The sequence below is a fragment of the Polaribacter sargassicola genome, assembly GCF_021991835.1.
GTDB lineage: Bacteria > Bacteroidota > Bacteroidia > Flavobacteriales > Flavobacteriaceae > Polaribacter > Polaribacter sargassicola.
On sequence record NZ_JAHDAU010000006.1, the window covers coordinates 213,394 to 231,009 of the forward strand.

General features: G+C 28.8%; 18 protein-coding genes. 13 read left to right on the forward strand and 5 right to left on the reverse strand.

What is annotated here, in order from left to right; all coding sequences use genetic code 11:
- Positions 1-13 precede the first annotated feature (13 nt).
- The 3 genes from KI686_RS11455 to KI686_RS11465 are packed head-to-tail and all read left to right on the forward strand — an operon-like array spanning position 14 to position 2,037.
- The gene (locus KI686_RS11455; protein WP_237589448.1) at positions 14-334 is read left to right on the forward strand and encodes a T9SS type A sorting domain-containing protein; all 321 of its coding nucleotides are present in this window, start codon (positions 14-16) and stop codon (positions 332-334) included.
- 2 nt (positions 335-336) lie between these two features.
- Positions 337-1,251: a ribonuclease Z gene (locus KI686_RS11460; protein WP_237589449.1), complete on the forward strand. Its 915-nt coding sequence runs from the start codon at positions 337-339 to the stop codon at positions 1,249-1,251.
- 15 nt (positions 1,252-1,266) lie between these two features.
- Positions 1,267-2,037, forward strand: coding sequence for a LuxR C-terminal-related transcriptional regulator (locus tag KI686_RS11465; RefSeq protein ID WP_237589450.1), 771 nt, complete (start codon positions 1,267-1,269; stop codon positions 2,035-2,037).
- A 173-nt stretch (positions 2,038-2,210) separates the two neighbouring features.
- On the opposite strand, the gene KI686_RS11470 is transcribed toward KI686_RS11465, so the two are convergent.
- The 3 genes from KI686_RS11470 to KI686_RS11480 all read right to left on the reverse strand — a co-directional run bounded on the left by KI686_RS11470 (position 2,211) and on the right by KI686_RS11480 (position 5,284).
- Complete coding sequence (locus tag KI686_RS11470; protein ID WP_237589451.1) at positions 2,211-2,573, reverse strand: CoA-binding protein; 363 nt, start codon at positions 2,571-2,573, stop codon at positions 2,211-2,213.
- Positions 2,574-2,715: 142 nt separating this feature from the next.
- A complete protein-coding gene (locus tag KI686_RS11475) occupies positions 2,716-3,723 on the reverse strand; it encodes a 3-oxoacyl-ACP synthase III family protein (RefSeq protein ID WP_237589452.1) in 1,008 nt (335 codons plus the stop codon).
- Between the two features lie 136 nt (positions 3,724-3,859).
- Positions 3,860-5,284 carry an aldehyde dehydrogenase family protein gene (locus tag KI686_RS11480; protein WP_237589453.1) on the reverse strand — a complete coding sequence of 475 codons (1,425 nt, stop codon included), beginning with the start codon at positions 5,282-5,284 and terminating at the stop codon, positions 3,860-3,862.
- 171 nt (positions 5,285-5,455) lie between these two features.
- Between KI686_RS11480 and htpG the strand changes: the two genes are divergently transcribed.
- The 5 genes from htpG to ypfJ all read left to right on the forward strand — a co-directional run bounded on the left by htpG (position 5,456) and on the right by ypfJ (position 10,279).
- Complete coding sequence (gene htpG / locus KI686_RS11485; RefSeq protein ID WP_237589454.1) at positions 5,456-7,360, forward strand: molecular chaperone HtpG; 1,905 nt, start codon at positions 5,456-5,458, stop codon at positions 7,358-7,360.
- Positions 7,361-7,473: 113 nt separating this feature from the next.
- A complete protein-coding gene (locus KI686_RS11490; RefSeq protein ID WP_237589455.1) occupies positions 7,474-8,289 on the forward strand; it encodes a DUF6602 domain-containing protein in 816 nt (271 codons plus the stop codon).
- Between the two features lie 87 nt (positions 8,290-8,376).
- Entirely contained in the window at positions 8,377-8,718 is a 342-nt protein-coding gene (locus tag KI686_RS11495; RefSeq protein WP_237589456.1) for a cupin domain-containing protein, read from the forward strand.
- Positions 8,719-8,816: 98 nt separating this feature from the next.
- Positions 8,817-9,326: a DUF3124 domain-containing protein gene (locus tag KI686_RS11500; protein WP_237589457.1), complete on the forward strand. Its 510-nt coding sequence runs from the start codon at positions 8,817-8,819 to the stop codon at positions 9,324-9,326.
- Between the two features lie 59 nt (positions 9,327-9,385).
- Complete coding sequence (gene ypfJ, locus KI686_RS11505; protein WP_237589458.1) at positions 9,386-10,279, forward strand: KPN_02809 family neutral zinc metallopeptidase; 894 nt, start codon at positions 9,386-9,388, stop codon at positions 10,277-10,279.
- Between the two features lie 66 nt (positions 10,280-10,345).
- On the opposite strand, the gene KI686_RS11510 is transcribed toward ypfJ, so the two are convergent.
- Positions 10,346-10,753 (reverse strand): DUF2721 domain-containing protein, encoded by a 408-nt coding sequence (locus tag KI686_RS11510; RefSeq protein WP_237589459.1) that lies wholly within the window; start codon positions 10,751-10,753, stop codon positions 10,346-10,348.
- Between the two features lie 51 nt (positions 10,754-10,804).
- Here KI686_RS11510 and KI686_RS11515 point away from each other — a divergent pair, with 51 nt between their 5' ends.
- The 5 genes from KI686_RS11515 (at position 10,805) to KI686_RS11535 (ending at position 15,921) form a co-directional block, all read left to right on the forward strand.
- Entirely contained in the window at positions 10,805-11,473 is a 669-nt protein-coding gene (locus KI686_RS11515; protein WP_237589460.1) for a M15 family metallopeptidase, read from the forward strand.
- Between the two features lie 82 nt (positions 11,474-11,555).
- Positions 11,556-12,230, forward strand: coding sequence for a hypothetical protein (locus tag KI686_RS11520; RefSeq protein WP_237589461.1), 675 nt, complete (start codon positions 11,556-11,558; stop codon positions 12,228-12,230).
- A gap of 133 nt (positions 12,231-12,363) precedes the next feature.
- The gene (gene pdhA / locus KI686_RS11525) at positions 12,364-13,353 is read left to right on the forward strand and encodes a pyruvate dehydrogenase (acetyl-transferring) E1 component subunit alpha (protein ID WP_237589462.1); all 990 of its coding nucleotides are present in this window, start codon (positions 12,364-12,366) and stop codon (positions 13,351-13,353) included.
- Positions 13,354-13,356: 3 nt separating this feature from the next.
- Positions 13,357-14,985: a dihydrolipoyl dehydrogenase family protein gene (locus tag KI686_RS11530; protein WP_237589463.1), complete on the forward strand. Its 1,629-nt coding sequence runs from the start codon at positions 13,357-13,359 to the stop codon at positions 14,983-14,985.
- Between the two features lie 87 nt (positions 14,986-15,072).
- Positions 15,073-15,921, forward strand: a complete 849-nt coding sequence (locus tag KI686_RS11535) for a GIN domain-containing protein (RefSeq protein WP_237589464.1) — start codon at positions 15,073-15,075, stop codon at positions 15,919-15,921.
- A 117-nt stretch (positions 15,922-16,038) separates the two neighbouring features.
- On the opposite strand, the gene guaB is transcribed toward KI686_RS11535, so the two are convergent.
- Complete coding sequence (gene guaB / locus KI686_RS11540; protein ID WP_237589465.1) at positions 16,039-17,514, reverse strand: IMP dehydrogenase; 1,476 nt, start codon at positions 17,512-17,514, stop codon at positions 16,039-16,041.
- Positions 17,515-17,616: the final 102 nt, after the last annotated feature.

Sequence of the window (17,616 nt, forward strand, 5' to 3'; positions counted from 1 at the left end):
AACAGCCAATTATATGGTAAAAAAATTACTTTTTATTTTATTCTTAACGATTGCACAAATAGGTTTTTCTCAAGAAAAATCTATTAATGTTTTATCTGCAAGTCCAAATCCTTTTACCAATTCAACTAAAATAACCTATACCTCTACAACAACAGGCGAAGTTTTTTTTACAGTAAAAAATGTTTTAGGTAAAACTGTTTTTAAAAAAAATATTAAAACCTTAAAGGGGAAAAATAGTATTTCTTTTTACAAAGATAATTTGCCATCTGGTATGTATATTTATAGCATTCAAGATAAAAAAAAGGTAATTTCTAAAAGGTTAGTTATTAAATAAACATGAGCATTCAACTAACAATTTTAGGTTGTCATTCTGCAACACCGCGTGCAAATGCCTTTCCTACTTCTCAATATTTACAAATTAATAACAATCATTTTTTAATTGATTGCGGAGAAGGCACACAACGTCAAATGAGAAAATATAAAGTAGGTTTTTCTAAAATAAACCACATTTTTATTTCTCATTTACATGGTGATCATTTTTATGGTTTGGTTGGATTGTTATCTACTTACGGAATTTTAAATAGAGAAAAAGAGCTCCATATTTATGGTCCTAAAGGCATTAAAGAAGTAACTTTATTACAATTAAAAATTTCTCAATCTCATGCAAAATATCAAATAATTTTTCATGAATTATCTTCTAAAGAAAGTGAACTTATTTTTGAAGACGATAAAGTTTCTGTAAGAACAATACCTCTAGAGCATAGAGTTTACACAAACGGTTATCTATTTAAAGAAAAAGAAAAATCCAAAAAACTAAACATGTTAAATCTTAGTGGTTATCCAGAAATTGATAAAGCTGATTATTTAAACATAAAAGCTGGTAAAGATATTACTTTGCCTTCTGGTGAAGTAGTTGCAAATACAGAACTTACTTTACCGCCCAAAAAGCCGTTGAGTTTTGCTTTTTGTAGTGACACGTGTTATAAACCAGATATTGTATCTATAATAAAAGATACTGATTTACTATACCATGAAGCTACTTTTTTAGCAGATAGAGAAGATCTTGCAAAAAAAACTAAACACTCTACTACGGTAGAAGCAGCTAAAATTGCAAAAGCAGCAAATGTAAATCAATTAATTATTGGTCATTATTCGGGTAGATATAAAGATATAAATATCTTTAAAGAAGAAGCACAAGAAGTTTTTAAAAATACAGACTTAGCAGAACCAGGAAAAATTTTTAATGTATAATTAACCTTTTTTAATTTGGAGCCAATAAACATCAACGCTATTTATAATGAAATTTTTAATACATACCCAGAGGTAGAGATTAAAGAACATATTAGAAAATTAATTGAACTTGATTTTTATTATCCCTACAATACTACTTTCTTTTGTATTACCAATACTGCTTCTCAAAGGTTTGAATACATCAGTAAAAACTTTACCGCATGTACAGGCATACCTAAAGAAAATTTAAATAATGGTGGTATGGACTATTTTTGGTCTCTTTTTCATCCTGATGATTTACAACCTTGGCTAACTTGCTTAAAAAGTCTTATGACTTTTACAATGAATGAACTAGATGATGTAATGCGTAAGAAAATGAGTTATACTTGGAACTATAGAATAAAAAACCACGCAGGAGAATACATTACAATTATTCAAAATACAACTCCTTTACAATTTGATGCACAAGAAAAACCCATTATAGGTTTAGCACATTACACTGTTTTAGATGGTAATTTAAATATGGATATTTGTGCTACAGCAAAGTATTTAAATTCTAAAAATGAATATGAAACCTTATTTTATAAAAACATTTCTAGTGAAGGTCTTTTAAATGCTATTAGCAACAGAGAAAGAGATATTATTCGCTTACTACTTGCTAATCAAACGAGTAACAGTATTGCTAAAAGCTTAAATATTAGCAAACACACTGTAGACACACACAGAAGAAATATTTTAAAGAAATTAGGTTTAAGTTCTACCTACGAACTACTTAATTATTTTAAAAATAATTTAAGTTTAATTTAAAAAAATTTACCAATAAATACTCATTAATGAGTATTGTATAGTATTCTTTCTTAAAGTATTTTTGCCTTACTAGTAAATTGAATTGGCATTTTCTAATAAACAAAAGTGATTTTATTAGAATTTACAATATTTTGAAAAAGAAAATTAACATCCGCTAATTCAATTTACTTCTTTTAATATTCATTTGTACTCAATAACACCAAGGTACAAGCAACTTCTACAGGTATTTTACTTACTCTTAATAATTCTATAAACTCAGCATTTTCAGCTCCTGGATTAAAAATTACTCTCTTAGGATTTAAAGAAATTATATATTTATAATATTCTATTTGATTTTTAGGACTTAAATATATGGTAACAGTATCTATATTTTTATAATCTTTCTTTTCATTTTCAATAACAACATTAAAAACTTTTCCTTTTCTTTTTCCTAAAGCAACCACAGCAATTTCTTTTTCTATTAATCTTCTAATTGCTATGTTAGAATATCTATTTGGATTTTTAGATGCTCCAACAACTAATGTTAATTTTTTCATTTATTTTTATTTTTTAATCTAATTATTACAAATATAAAAATTTATTAACTTTTAATTAACATTTTAACCTTAAAATAACTCATAAAAAAAATACTACAAATTGTAGTATTTTTATATCAAATTAAATAATTAATAAAATTTATTACCAACGTATAATTACAGATCCCCAAGTAAATCCACTACCAAAAGCAGCTAAAACTACTAAATCATTATCTTTAATTTTACCTTCCTCAAAAGCTTCTGTTAAAGCAATAATTACAGAAGCAGCAGTTGTGTTTCCATATTTTTGAATATTGTTAAAAACTTTATCATCAGATAATTGAAACTTTTTCTGAATAAACTGTGCAATACGTAAATTTGCTTGATGTGGTATTAACATACTAATATCTTCTTTTTGTAAATTATTAGCCGCCAAACCTTCTATAATTGCTTCAGAGAAACGAGTAACTGCATGCTTAAATACAAACTGACCATTCATATAAGGAAAATACGAAACATCATCCGGATCATTTTTTTCTAAAATTTCTGGAACCCATTTACCGGTTGATGGCCCCAATAAAGCTAATTCTTTAGCATGTTTTCCTTCAGAATGTAAATGAGAAGATAAAATTCCTTTTCCTTCTTCTTCACTTCTAGACAAAACTGCTGCTCCTGCACCATCACCAAAAATAACTGAAACATTTCTACCTCTTGTAGATTTATCTAATCCTCCAGAATGATTTTCAGAACCAATTACCAAAACATTTTTATACATTCCTGTTTTTATAAATTGATCTGCTACAGACATTGCATAAATAAAACCAGAACATTGGTTACGTATATCTAGAGCTCCAATTGTTGGCATATCTAACATTTCTTGCACTTGTACTCCTCCTCCAGGAAAATACATATCTGGACTTAAAGTTGCAAAAACAATAAAATCTATATCATCTTTTGTTAATCCTGCTTTTTCTATGGCAATTCTAGCAGCTTTTACTCCCATAACTGCGGTAGTATCTTCTGTCTTTGGGTCAATCCATCTTCTTTCTTTAATTCCTGTTCTTTCTTGAATCCATTCATCAGAAGTATCCATAAACTCCTTTAAATCATTATTAGTAACCACATTTTCAGGAACATAATGACCAAGACCGGTTATTTTAGAATTGTACATATTGTAATTTTTATCTTTTTTATTAAGTTTAGAATAGCTAAAATAGCAATAATTTAACTTGCCAACAAAATCTATTATTTTATTAAAATAACAAAATAGATTCTTTTAAAAACTATTATTTAATTCAATTAATAATTTACAACCACTTAATTGTAAAATTGATAATTTTTTCTTTAAGATTAGTGTACGGAGGTGCTAATAAATCCAAAGCTCCTGGCATAAATTGTTTTAAAACACCTCTAGCATTAGAAAACTCTTGAAAACCAAAAAAACCATGAGACTTACCTATTCCGCTATTGTTAGACCCTCCAAAAGGTAAATTATTATTATAGAAATGAATTGCGTTGTTATTAATACAAGAACCTCCTGCCCTTGTATTGTTTAAAATGTATTTTATATTTTTTTTCTTACTGCTATACACATATAAAGCTAATGGTTTTTCTTTTTGGTTGATAGTATCGATTACCTCATCAATTTCTGTAAACGTAATAATTGGTAAAATGGGTCCAAAAATTTCCTCTTGCATTACCTTAGAACCCATATTTACATTTGTTAAAATAGTTGGTTCTATAACATTTGTTTCATCATTAATTTTCCCTCCATAAGAAATACTTGCTCCATGTTCTATTGCATCTTTAATAATCCCCGAAAGTCTATTTTTATGATTTTTATTTACAATACAAGAATAACTATCAGATTCATTAGCATCATTTTCATAAAATGCTTTAAGCACCTTTTTAAATTCCTCTATTAATTCTTTTTCTTTGGATTTGTGTACGTATATATAATCTGGCGCAATACAAATTTGCCCTGCATTTGTAAACTTACCAACAGCAATTCTTTTTGCTGTGGTTTTTATGTTTGCAGTTTCATCTACAATTGTTGGTGATTTCCCTCCCAACTCTAAAGTTACCGATGTTAAATGTTTTGCTGCGGCAGACATTACTACTTTTCCTATTGCTGGAGATCCTGTAAAAAAGATATGATTAAAAGGTAGCGACAACAAATCTGTAGATGTTTGCACTGCTCCTTCAATTAAAACAACTTCGTTTTCTTTAAAAATTGAACTCACTATTGTTTTCATCACCTTAGAAATATGAGGCGTCATTTCCGAAGGTTTTAAAATAACCGTATTACCAGCAGCTATTGCACTTATTAAAGGTGCAAAAGTTAGGTTTACAGGAAAATTCCATGGAGAAATTATTAAACAAACTCCCTTAGGTTCATATTTTATGTAAGAAGTAGTACCAAAAAAAGCAAAAGGCGTACTAACTTTATCATTATCGGTCCAAGAATTTAAGTGTTTTATAGTGTGTTTAATCTCACTTGTTATTGGGTATATTTCTGTTAAATCTACTTCTGCTTTTGGTTTGCGCATATCTTTATAAAGCGCTTCTGCAATTGCTTTTCTATAAGTAATTGCTACCGCTTTTTTTAATGCTATTAATTTCTTTTTTCTTTCTTTTATAGGTTGATTTGCTACTGCAAATTGATTTTCTTTTTGAGCATTAAAAATAGCTGTAATCGCTTCTAAATTTAATGTATCTTTAAGTTGTTCCATTAATTTAAACTTCTTTTAAAGAATTTATATATCACTATTAATATAGATATTCTATTATAAATATAGTCTTTTTATGTCACTAAAAATGTCATCTTGTCACAAAAAAATGTTTGGTATTTTTTTTGACTAATAAATAATCAGTTATAATAAATAAACAAAACATATATAAAAATGGCAAAAGGAAACATTAATGTATCGGTAGAAAATATTTTTCCACTGATTAAAAAATTCTTGTATTCTGATCACGAAATCTTTTTACGTGAGTTAATTTCTAACGGAACAGATGCTACCTCTAAATTAAAACATTTAATCTCTATTGGTGAAGCTAAAACTGAACTAGGAGACGTTAAAATTGAAGTTAGTATTGATAAAGATGCTAAAACAATTACAATAAAAGATCAAGGTTTAGGAATGACAGCCGATGAGGTTGAAAAGTACATCAACCAAATTGCTTTTTCTGGAGCTGAAGAATTTTTAGACAAATATAAAGACAACGAAGCAGGAATTATTGGGCATTTTGGTCTTGGTTTTTACTCTGCTTTTATGGTGGCTGATAAAGTAGAAATTATTACAAAGTCTTTTAAAGATGAACCTGCTGCACATTGGACTTGTGATGGTTCTCCTGAATATACTTTAGTAGAACATGATAAATCTGACAGAGGAACTGAAATTATTTTACACGTTGCAGAAGATTCTTTAGAATTTTTAGAAGATAGTAAAATTGAAGGTTTATTAACAAAATACAATCGTTTTAACCAAGTGCCAATTAAATTTGGAACAAAAGAAATTAACGATCCAGAGTTTACACCAGCAACTACTAAAGATGCAGATGGTAAAGAAACTACAGAACCTCATAAACAAATTACAGTTGATAACATCATCAACAACACAGATCCTGCTTGGACAAAAGCGCCTGCAGATTTAAATGATGAAGATTATAAAAACTTCTACAGAGAATTGTATCCAATGCAATTTGAAGAGTCTTTATTTCACATCCATTTAAATGTAGATTATCCTTTTAACTTAACAGGTATTTTATTCTTCCCTAAATTATCTCAAAACATGGATATGCAAAAGGATAAAATCCAATTGTATCAAAACCAAGTTTTTGTAACAGATAATGTAGAAGGAATTGTACCAGACTTTTTACAAATGTTAAAAGGTGTTATCGATTCTCCAGACATTCCATTAAACGTTTCTCGTTCTTACTTACAAGCAGACGGAGCTGTTAAAAAAATATCTGGTTACATCACTAAAAAAGTAGCAGATAAATTATCTTCTTTATTTAAAAAAGACAGAGCAGATTTTGAGCAAAAATGGAACGACATCAAAGTAATTATCGAATACGGAATGTTGTCTGAAGATAAATTCTTCGATAAAGCTAAAAAGTTTGCTTTATACCCAACAGTTGCAGATACTTTTTTCACTTTTGATGAATTAATTGAAAAAACAAAAGATTCTCAGACAGATAAAGATGGTAATCATGTTATTTTATACACAGCTAGCAAAGAAGCGCAACATAGTTATATACAAGATGCTACTGCAAAAGGTTACGAAGTATTGTTGTTAGACTCTCCTATTATTTCGCATTTAATGCAAAAATTAGAAAGTGGAGATGCTAAAGTGAAGTTTACAAGAGTAGATGCTGATTTTATTGATAATTTAATTAAGAAAGACGATAACGTAATTTCTAAATTATCTGATGAAGAAAAAGAAACTTTAAAGCCAATTATAGAAAGTGCTGTAAACTCTAAATCTTATACAGTGCAATTAGAAGCTATGGATTCTGATGCCTCGCCTTTCTTAATTACTGTACCAGAATTTATGCGTAGAATGAAAGAAATGCAAGCTTCTGGTGGTGGCGGAATGATGGGAATGGGTAATTTCCCAGACATGTACAATTTAGTTGTAAATACAAACAGCCCGTTAGTTTCAGAAATTTTAAATACAAAAGACGCTGAAGCTCAAAAAGGATTAATTTCTCAGGCTTTTGATTTAGCGAAGTTATCTCAAAACCTTTTACATGGTGAAGATTTAACAAACTTTATTAAACGTTCTTACCAATTGATAAAATAGTGGTAAAACCACAAATAAATACAAAACCTCTTTGTGAAAACAGAGAGGTTTTTTTTATTTTAAGACTAAAAAACAATTAACTTGTAAATCCAAATACTCATAACATAAATACAATGGCAAACAGAATATTTAAAAATCTATTAAATGCAGAAATTGAAAATTTTAAATCTTCTTTTTCAAATACTTCTCATGAACTATTTTATGATAATGAGAAAAAAAAATTAATCCACCCTGGTGAATTTGGAACTTACAGAGAAAGAACATTACTACCTTTCTTAAAAATGATTATGCCTCAAAGATTAACCATAAATACCGGTTTTTTAATTACACCTAAAGATAATATAAGTTCTCAGTGCGATTTAGTCATTTACGATTCTAAATCAACTCCTTTGATTAAAGATAACCAAAATCAAACTTTTTTTCCAATAGAAACAGTCGTAGGAGTTGGAGAAGTAAAGTCTAATCTATCTAAAACAGAATTTAAGAAAGCATTAAATAAATTAGCAAGAAATAAAAAACTAAGAAATGATATTTCAGAAAATAACCCATCATTTATAAAAAGAGACATGAACTTAATAGGTTCAATTGATTTGAAAAGAAATATTTATGATAATATTTTTAGCTTTTTAATTTGTGAAAAATTAAATTTTGATCTTTCTGAAATAAATTTTGATAAAGTCTATGACGATGATATTGAACAAGAGTATAAACATAATCTAATTTTAAGTGTTAAGGATGGTATTTTTCTTTATAAAAAAGATAAAATGTGGGGATTTCCACATTTAGCTCATAGAGCTTTAAAAGACCATTTTTTAAAACCTGAAGAACAATCTCCAAACGAGCATTTTTATGCCTTTACAAACTTTTTCTTTTTAGCTATGGAAAGCGGAACAATCTTTTATCCTGAGATTGCTTATTATTTACATTAAAAATAAGTAAACCTCAATTTTTAATATAAAAAAATTTCGCTTCAAGACTTTAATATTTTCGTACATTAGAGTTTAGAAAAAAATATAATGAAACTAGTTCACACAAGTCAATTACCCGAAATTGGTACAAGTCATGATGAATCCATAAAAAAAAAGGTGTTTATCAAAAAAGGTGAAGTTCCACAATTAATGATGTTTGGTTCTGCAACTTTTACACCCGGACAAGAAGTAGAAACGCATAAACACGATACCATGTACGAAGTTTTTTACATACAAACTGGCAAAGCAGAATTTATTATTAATGATAAAAAAATGATTGTAGTTGCTGGTGATTGTATTACTATTGAGCAAGGCGAATATCATTCTATGAGTAATCCTTTTTCTGATAATGTAACTTGGACATACTTTGGTATAGCAACTGATAAATAAACGTAAAATTTTAGCTTAGTTTTGATTTTAAAGATAAAAACAAGTAAATTCGTTGAAACTAATCAAACTTTATATTTATTACATTTTATAAACCAAAGATGAAAAAATATATACTACTTTTTGTATTCAGTATTTTAATATTTGCTTGTAATAAAGACAAAGAAGTTAGCTCTACAGATTTTAAAACTTGGTCTAAAAGACATTTAACCACACAATTAAAAGATTCTTTAGAATACGGTAAATCTTACCTTTCTATTTACTCTCAAATCTACAGCGTATCCGAGCACAAAACACATAGTTTAACCGCAATGGTTAGTATGAGAAATACAAGTGACACAGATACAATTTACCTTTTAAAAGCAGAATATTTTGATACTAAAGGAAAATCTGTTCGTACTTATTTTAATAAAACTATTTTTTTAGCTCCTTTAGAAACTACAGAAATTATTATTGATGAAGTTGATAAAGAAGGCGGAACAGGTTCTAATTTTATCTTCGAGTGGAAAATCCCAAAAGATTCTCCAGAACCATTATTTGAAGGAATTATGAATTCTACTAAAGGACAACAAGGCTTATCCTTTTCTACACAATCTAAAAGAATTAAATAAAATTGTAATTTAATTCTATCAGAAAAAAAAGATAATTTTACTTTTTAAATATATTAATAATGAAATGGAAAGGAAATAGAAAAAGTAGCAATATAGAAGACAGAAGAGGCGCATCTTCTAGCGGTAGTAGTTCTGGTGGCGGCTTAAACCCAATGCTTATTGGACTTTTATTAAAGCTAGTAACTTCTAAAAAAGGATTAATTATAGTTGGTATTGTATTAGCGGTAATGTATTTTACAGGTAACAATCCACTAAATTTTATTACTGGTAACAACCAAATTCAATCTACATCAACTTATAAAGGAACAGCTTCAGAAAATGAATTGGCAGATTTTAGTGCTACCGTTTTAGCAAATACAGAAGATGTTTGGAAACAAATAATACCTAATTACAGAGAACCTACTTTAGTTCTTTTTTCTGGATCTGTAACTTCTGCTTGTGGCGGTGCTACAAGTGCAACAGGACCTTTTTATTGTCCCGGTGATGAAAAACTTTATATTGATTTAAGTTTTTTTGAAGAAATGGGAAGAAAATTAAATGCTCCAGGAGATTTTGCTCAAGCTTATGTAATTGCACATGAAGTTGGCCATCACATACAAACAATTACAGGCATTAATAAAAAAGTACAATCTTTACGTGGGCAAATTAGCCAAACAGAATACAACAAATATTCTGTAATGTTAGAGTTACAAGCCGATTTTTATGCTGGCGTTTGGGCACATCATTTTCAAAAAGTAAACAAATCTATGCAAATGGAAGATGGAGATTTAGAAGAAGCTCTAAATGCCGCTCATGCAACTGGAGATGATCTTTTACAAGAAAAATACAGCGGAAGAGTTGTACCAGATTCTTTTACTCATGGCACTTCTGCACAAAGAATGCGTTGGTTTAAAAAAGGTTTTGATACCGGAGATGTTAACCAAGGTGATACTTTTAATGCAAGTTCGTTGTAAATAAAAAAAGTTATACAATAAAAAAAGCATCAGAAATATCTGATGCTTTTTTTATTTATATTTAAATTATTTCTTTTTTAAATGTTCTTCTATATCTGCAATATGATGTTGTAAAGCTTCTGTTGAAATCTGAATTTCTTTAATTAATAACCCTAAAGAAATAATTAATAAAATTAAAGCTAAACCAAATACCCAAATGGCAATCGTAAAAAAGTTTACATAAATTAAAAACATGGTTACAACGCAAAACAACAAGCTAGAAATACCAAAAACTTGCATCCATCTTGTTAATTGCAAACGCATTTTTAAGTTCTTAATTTGTCTTAAAATAGAAGTATCTTTCTTTTCTAAATAAATATCATGCAAATTTCTAATTACACTTGCATACGCTAAAAAACGGTTTGTATAAGCTAACATTATCAATGAAATTGCAGAAAATAAAAGAGTTGGTGTAGTAAGTGAAAGTTCTTCCATGATTAAAATCTAAGATTAATTATTAACATTTAATTTATGTATTTTTGAAGTATGAAAAAAACAATCATACTTTTATTTATATTATTCAGTACATTTTCTTATTCTCAAAAGCTAGAAAATGGCTTTGTTTATTTATCAGATATTGATAAATCTATTCAACTAGAATTACGATATTTAAGTCATCATAATTTTATTGGTAAGCCAATTAATGGTTATTACAAAAGTAAGATTATTGTTACCAAAGAAACAGCACAGGCTCTAAAAAATATTCAACAAATTTTATTAAAAAAAGAACTTAGTCTTAAAATATTTGATGCGTACAGACCACAACAAGCTGTAGATCATTTTGTCGTTTGGGCTAAAGATCTAAAAGACACATTAATGAAAAATGAATTTTACCCTGATACACCTAAGAACGAACTTTTTAAAAAAGGTTATATAGCAACAAAATCTGGGCACACAAGAGGTAGCACAGTAGATTTAACTATTATAAATCTAAAAACCGGAAAAGAATTAAATATGGGAAGTCCTTATGATTTCTTTGGAGAAAAATCTCATACATTTTATAAAAATTTAAAAAAAGAAGAAAAAGAAAATAGATTATTTTTAAGACAAATAATGATAGAAAATGGATTTAAACCCTATAATTATGAATGGTGGCATTTTACATTAAAAGAAGAACCTTTTCCTAAAAAATATTTTAATTTTCCTATAAAATAAAATAAGTTTTAACAAAACCGCAACATCTTCCCTAAAAATCGGCATTATATTTGTTACATTATTACTTAAAAATCATTTATAAATGAAAATAAAAACAAAACTTCTTATTATTCCTTTTATTTTTTTTTCAATTATTAAAATAAATGCACAATTAGATACTAATACGGGTAATAATGATAAAAAAGGAACCGTTAAAACAACTATTTTAAGCAGTGCCAAAGAAGTAAAGAAGCCAAACTCTATAGAAATAAATGGTACAGATGGTTTTAAAAATGCTTTTGATAAAGAAAATGAAAAATTAAAACAACAGCAAAAAGAAGAAAACTTAAATAATAAAGGAATTATAAGTCAAGCTAAATTAAGAGAAGAAAAATTTTTAAAATCTTTTAAAAAAATAAATGGTCAATATATTTATCCAAAAATAGATCAAGATTTAGGTAGTATAAGAACTTCTGCCAAAAGCATACATATAATCTGTAGAGACTTCCAATACCCTGATGGTGATAGAGTTACCATTTTAGTAAATGACATACCTGTTGTTGTAAATATTGTTCTCAAACAAAATTATCAGAAATTTACAATTCCATTAGAAGTTGGTATTAATAAAATTGCCTTTAAAGCATTAAACCAAGGAACCTCTGGACCAAACACTGCTGCCTTTAAAGTTTATAATGATAGTGGTACACTAATTTCTTCTAACGAGTGGAATTTAGCAACAGATGCCAAGGCTACATTAATTGTTGCAAAAGATAAATAATAACTACTTAATATTTTAAAGCTTAAAATTTTTTAATCCCTTACTTTTTTATTCTATATAAAACAGCTATTTTTGTATTACGATTATTTTATTATCTTTATTAATAATCATTAAACAAACAATAATTAATAGAATGAAAAAAATCACCAAACAAACCTATTTAGATTGGTACAAAGACATGCTTTTTTGGCGTAAGTTCGAAGACAAACTTGCTTCTGTTTACATTCAACAAAAAGTTAGAGGTTTCTTACATTTATATAATGGACAAGAGGCAATTTTAGCAGGTGCATTGCATGCAATGGATTTAACTAAGGATAAAATGATTACTGCTTATAGGAATCATGTTCAACCAATTGGTATGGGAGAAGATCCAAAACGTGTTATGGCTGAATTATACGGAAAAGCTACCGGAACATCTAAAGGTATGGGTGGTTCTATGCATATTTTTTCTAAAGAATTTGGTTTTTACGGAGGACATGGTATTGTTGGTGGTCAAATTCCATTAGGTGCAGGTATTGCTTTTGGTGATAAATATAATAATACAGGAGGTGTTACCTTAACTTGTTTTGGTGATGGTGCTGCAAGACAAGGTTCTTTACACGAAGCTTTTAACTTAGCTATGTTATGGAAATTACCAGTAATCTTTATTTGTGAAAATAACGGATATGCAATGGGAACTTCTGTAGAAAGAACAGCAAACCATACAGATATTTGGAAACTTGGTTTAGGTTATGAAATGCCTTGTGGACCTGTAGATGCTATGAATCCTATAAAAGTTGCAGAAGCTATTGATGAAGCTTTAGACAGAGCTAGACGTGGTGATGGACCAACTTTCTTAGAAATGAAAACTTATAGATATAGAGGTCACTCAATGTCTGATGCTCAACACTACAGAACTAAAGATGAAGTAGAAGAGTATAAAAAAATAGATCCTATTACTCAAGTTCTAGATATTATTAAAGAAAAAGAGTACGCTACTGCAGAAGAAATTGCTGCTATAGATAAAGAAGTTAAGGCTATGGTAAAAGAGTGCGAACAATTTGCAGAAGACTCTCCGTATCCAGAAACTCAGCAAATGTACGATATGGTTTATGAACAAGAAGATTATCCTTTTATAAAGTAAAATATGGCTACAATTATAAATATGCCGAGACTAAGCGACACTATGGAAGAAGGTGTTGTGGCAAAATGGTTAAAAAATGTTGGAGATAAAGTTGAAGAAGGTGATATTTTAGCAGAAATTGAAACTGATAAAGCTACAATGGAATTTGAGTCTTTCTATGAAGGAACTTTATTACATATTGGTATTCAAGAAGGTGAAACTTCTCCTGTAGATGTATTATTAGCTGTTATTGGTGAAGAAGGTGAAGATATTTCTGATATCTTAAACGGATCTTCATCTGAAGAAACTCCAAAAACCGAAGAAACAAAAGAAGTAAAAGAAGAAACAACTTCTGAAGAATCTTCTTCAGTGGCTATTCCTGATGGAGTACATGTTATTACTATGCCTCGTTTAAGTGATACAATGACTGATGGTACTGTAGCAACATGGTTAAAGAAAGTTGGAGATTCTGTTGAAGAAGGTGAAATGCTTGCTGAAATTGAAACAGACAAAGCTACAATGGAATTTGAATGTTTCTATGAAGGTACTATTTTATATATAGGTGTACAAGAAGGTGAAACTGCTCCTGTTGATAGTTTATTAACTATTATAGGACCTGCTGGAACTGATGTTTCTGCAATTGTTGCAAATGGTGGAGCTGCTTCTACATCTGATGAAGCACCTGCTAAAGCAACTCCAGAAAAGAAAGAAACAAAGCCTGCTGCTGCTGCTGCTAAAAAAGAAGAAGCTAAACCAGCTGCTGCTGCAAGTACTTCTACTAACACAGGAGGACGTGTATTTGCTTCTCCACTTGCTAAAAAAATCGCTTCTGATAAAGGATTTAATTTAGCAGACATTACTGGTTCTGGTGAAAACGGAAGAATCATTAAAAAAGATGTAGAAAACTATACACCTGCTGCTAAAGTTGAAGCAACTGCATCAACTGCAAGTAGTGTTTCTACCGGTAACGTAGAAAGCTCAGAAGAAGTTAAAAACTCTCAAATGCGTAAAGCAATTGCTAAATCTTTAGGTAACTCTAAATTTACTGCTCCAGACTTCAGTTTAAATATTGAAGTAGATATGGATAACGCAATGGCTTCTAGAAAAACTATAAATGCAATTCCAGATACTAAAGTATCTTTTAATGATATGGTAGTTAAAGCTTGTGCAATGGCTTTAAAGAAGCATCCACAAGTAAATACATCTTGGTCTGATGCTAACACAATTTATCACAGTCATATTCATGTAGGTGTTGCTGTTGCTGTAGAAGATGGTTTATTAGTACCAGTAATTAAACATACAGATTCATTAAGTTTAACTCAAATTGGTGCTGGTGTTAGAGATTTAGCTGGTAAAGCTAGAAACAAAAAATTAAGTCCTGCTGAAATGCAAGGAAGTACTTTTACTGTTTCTAATTTGGGTATGTTTGGTATTCAAAACTTTAACTCTATTATTAACCAACCAAATTCTGCAATTTTATCTGTAGGTGCAATTGTACAAAAACCAGTTGTTAAAGACGGACAAATTGTTGTTGGAAATACTATGAATTTAACTTTAACTTGTGATCACAGAACTGTTGACGGTGCTGTTGGTGCTCAATTTTTACAAACTTTAAAAACATTTATAGAAAATCCTGTTACTATGTTAGCATAATTTTTCTAATAAATATAAAAGTAAAGAGAACCATTTCATATTTTTTGTTGAAATGGTTTTTCTTTTTTTAAATAAAAAAACAACCACATGAAAAATAAAATTATTTTACCACTTATTTTATTTTCTATTATTAATCTGGTTCAAAGTCAAGAAAAAATAAAAGGAAATAAAAATATTACTACTGAAAAAACAGAACTAGATTCCTTTAATAAAATATATATAAAAAATAGTTTTAAAGTTGTTTTACAAAAGGGAGAAACATCTTCTGTAGAAATTGAAACAGATGAAAATATACATGATGTTATAGATTTTACTGTAATTAATAAAACACTTACAATTTCTACCACTAAGAAAATTAGAGAAAGTAAAAAATTATTAATTACTATTTTTCATAAAAATCCTATAACTGAAATAGAACTAATTGATGACGCAGAAATAGAGACACTAAATTCTCTAGAAACTTCAGATATTTTAGTTAAAATAAATGATTATGCTAAAGCAGATATAACTTTAAAATCTGATAATTTTACTTTTGTTAATAATAATAAGTCTAGAATTCAATTACTTTCTAAATCTAAACTTAACATAGAAAGTAATAAAGTTAATTTAACTTTAAATGAATCTAGTAATTCTGATATTTTAATAAAAACCGATACTTTAAACGTTGTTATGAAAGGCAGTGCTAAAGTTGATATTAAAGGAAATGCACAATATTTAGAATCTATTTTAACAGAATCAAGTAATTTAGATGCAAAAGATTTGAACTTAAAAAACATCTTTTCTACAACAAAAGACAATAGTGATATTTCTGTACAAGCTTCAGAAATTATTAAGATTCAAGCTTCTGATAAAAGTAAAATAAGTATTTACGGAAATGCTCAAATTATTTTAGATAAGTTTGATGGAACTTCTAGGTTATATAAAAAAGAATTATAAAACCTAAAAAGTATACCTAAGAATACAATTCAAATACTTTTAATAAGAACAAAAAAAATATCGAGAATTATAATCCTCGATATTTTAAATTTTATAAAAATACAGTATGTAATAAACTTATCTTCTACTGTAATTAGGAGATTCTTTTGTAATAGCAACATCGTGTGGATGACTTTCATTAATTCCACTTGCTGTAATTCTTACAAATCTTCCTGTTTCTTTTAAAGTTTCTACATCTTTAGCACCACAATATCCCATACCAGCACGTAAACCACCAATAAATTGATGGATACTTTCTGCTAAATCTCCTTTATAAGGTACACGACCTACAATTCCTTCTGGTACTAATTTTTTAATATCATCTTCTACATCTTGAAAATATCTATCTTTAGAACCTTTTTTCATAGCTTCTACAGATCCCATACCTCTATAAGATTTAAATTTTCTTCCTTCAAAGATAATTGTTTCACCAGGAGATTCTTTTGTTCCTGCTAATAAAGATCCTAACATAACAGAGTCTGCACCTGCAGCAATTGCTTTTGGTATATCTCCAGTATAACGTATTCCTCCATCAGCAATAACAGGAACTCCACTTCCTTTTATAGCTGCAGCAACTTCTAAAACTGCAGAAAATTGAGGAAAACCAACACCTGCAACAACTCTAGTTGTACAAATAGAACCTGGACCAATACCAACTTTTACAGCATCAGCACCTGCCTCTACTAAATATTTAGCAGCTTCGCCTGTTGCAATATTACCTACAACTACATCTAATTCTGGAAATTTAGATTTTACTTCTTTTAAAACATTTACCACACCTTTGGTATGTCCATGAGCAGTATCTATAATAACTGCATCCACTCCTGCATTAACCAAAGCTTCTGCTCTATCAACAGCATCTCCTGTAACCCCTAAAGCTGCAGCAACTCTTAACCTACCAAAAGAATCTTTATTTGCTATTGGTTTTTGAGTTACTTTAGTAATATCTCTAAAAGTAATTAATCCTTTTAATTTATAATCTTCATCAACAATTAAAAGCTTTTCTATTTTATAATTCTGAAGAATTTTTTCTGCGTCATTTAAAGAAGTACCAACACCAGCAGTAACTAAGTTTTCACTTGTCATTACCTCAACAATAGGTCTAGCATTATCGTGTTCAAATCGTAAATCTCTATTAGTAACAATACCTTTTAAAGTACCATCTACATCTACAATTGGTATACCTCCAATACTATGCTCTTTCATATATGCTTTAGCATCTAAAACCACAGCTGTTAAAGGCAAAGTTACCGGATCTAAAATCATTCCGCTTTCTGCTCGTTTTACTTTTCTAACTTCTTGAGCTTGTTGCTCAATCGTCATATTTTTATGTAAAACACCAATACCACCTTCTCTTGCAATAGCAATTGCTAAAGCAGATTCTGTAACAGTATCCATTGCTGCAGAAGCAATTGGTACATTAATAGTAATATTTCTTGTAAATTTTGTTTGAATACTTACTTCTCTAGGAAGTACTTCTGAAAAGGCAGGAACTAATAAAACATCGTCATAAGTTAAACCTTCTCCTAAAATTTTGTTGTTGTGTGCTGTCATGTTGCAATTAAGATATAATTGCGTGCAAATTTACAATTTTTAATTGAATAAAAAGATTAAAATACAGTCACATATAAATAAGCTTAACTTTTAATTCACATT

What these genes read in the sequence shown, in the direction of transcription:
- htpG (WP_237589454.1), top strand. Translation starts at nt 5,456, where the DNA reads ATGGCAAAAGGAAACATTAATGTATCGGTAGAAAATATTTTTCCACTG.
- KI686_RS11510 (WP_237589459.1), bottom strand. Translation starts at nt 10,753, where the DNA reads ATGGAAGAACTTTCACTTACTACACCAACTCTTTTATTTTCTGCAATT.
- KI686_RS11535 (WP_237589464.1), top strand. Translation starts at nt 15,073, where the DNA reads ATGAAAAATAAAATTATTTTACCACTTATTTTATTTTCTATTATTAAT.
- guaB (WP_237589465.1), bottom strand. Translation starts at nt 17,514, where the DNA reads ATGACAGCACACAACAACAAAATTTTAGGAGAAGGTTTAACTTATGAC.
- pdhA (WP_237589462.1), top strand. Translation starts at nt 12,364, where the DNA reads ATGAAAAAAATCACCAAACAAACCTATTTAGATTGGTACAAAGACATG.
- KI686_RS11530 (WP_237589463.1), top strand. Translation starts at nt 13,357, where the DNA reads ATGGCTACAATTATAAATATGCCGAGACTAAGCGACACTATGGAAGAA.
- KI686_RS11495 (WP_237589456.1), top strand. Translation starts at nt 8,377, where the DNA reads ATGAAACTAGTTCACACAAGTCAATTACCCGAAATTGGTACAAGTCAT.
- KI686_RS11460 (WP_237589449.1), top strand. Translation starts at nt 337, where the DNA reads ATGAGCATTCAACTAACAATTTTAGGTTGTCATTCTGCAACACCGCGT.
- KI686_RS11490 (WP_237589455.1), top strand. Translation starts at nt 7,474, where the DNA reads ATGGCAAACAGAATATTTAAAAATCTATTAAATGCAGAAATTGAAAAT.
- KI686_RS11515 (WP_237589460.1), top strand. Translation starts at nt 10,805, where the DNA reads ATGAAAAAAACAATCATACTTTTATTTATATTATTCAGTACATTTTCT.
- KI686_RS11500 (WP_237589457.1), top strand. Translation starts at nt 8,817, where the DNA reads ATGAAAAAATATATACTACTTTTTGTATTCAGTATTTTAATATTTGCT.
- KI686_RS11480 (WP_237589453.1), bottom strand. Translation starts at nt 5,284, where the DNA reads ATGGAACAACTTAAAGATACATTAAATTTAGAAGCGATTACAGCTATT.
- KI686_RS11520 (WP_237589461.1), top strand. Translation starts at nt 11,556, where the DNA reads ATGAAAATAAAAACAAAACTTCTTATTATTCCTTTTATTTTTTTTTCA.
- KI686_RS11455 (WP_237589448.1), top strand. Translation starts at nt 14, where the DNA reads ATGGTAAAAAAATTACTTTTTATTTTATTCTTAACGATTGCACAAATA.
- KI686_RS11475 (WP_237589452.1), bottom strand. Translation starts at nt 3,723, where the DNA reads ATGTACAATTCTAAAATAACCGGTCTTGGTCATTATGTTCCTGAAAAT.
- ypfJ (WP_237589458.1), top strand. Translation starts at nt 9,386, where the DNA reads ATGAAATGGAAAGGAAATAGAAAAAGTAGCAATATAGAAGACAGAAGA.
- KI686_RS11470 (WP_237589451.1), bottom strand. Translation starts at nt 2,573, where the DNA reads ATGAAAAAATTAACATTAGTTGTTGGAGCATCTAAAAATCCAAATAGA.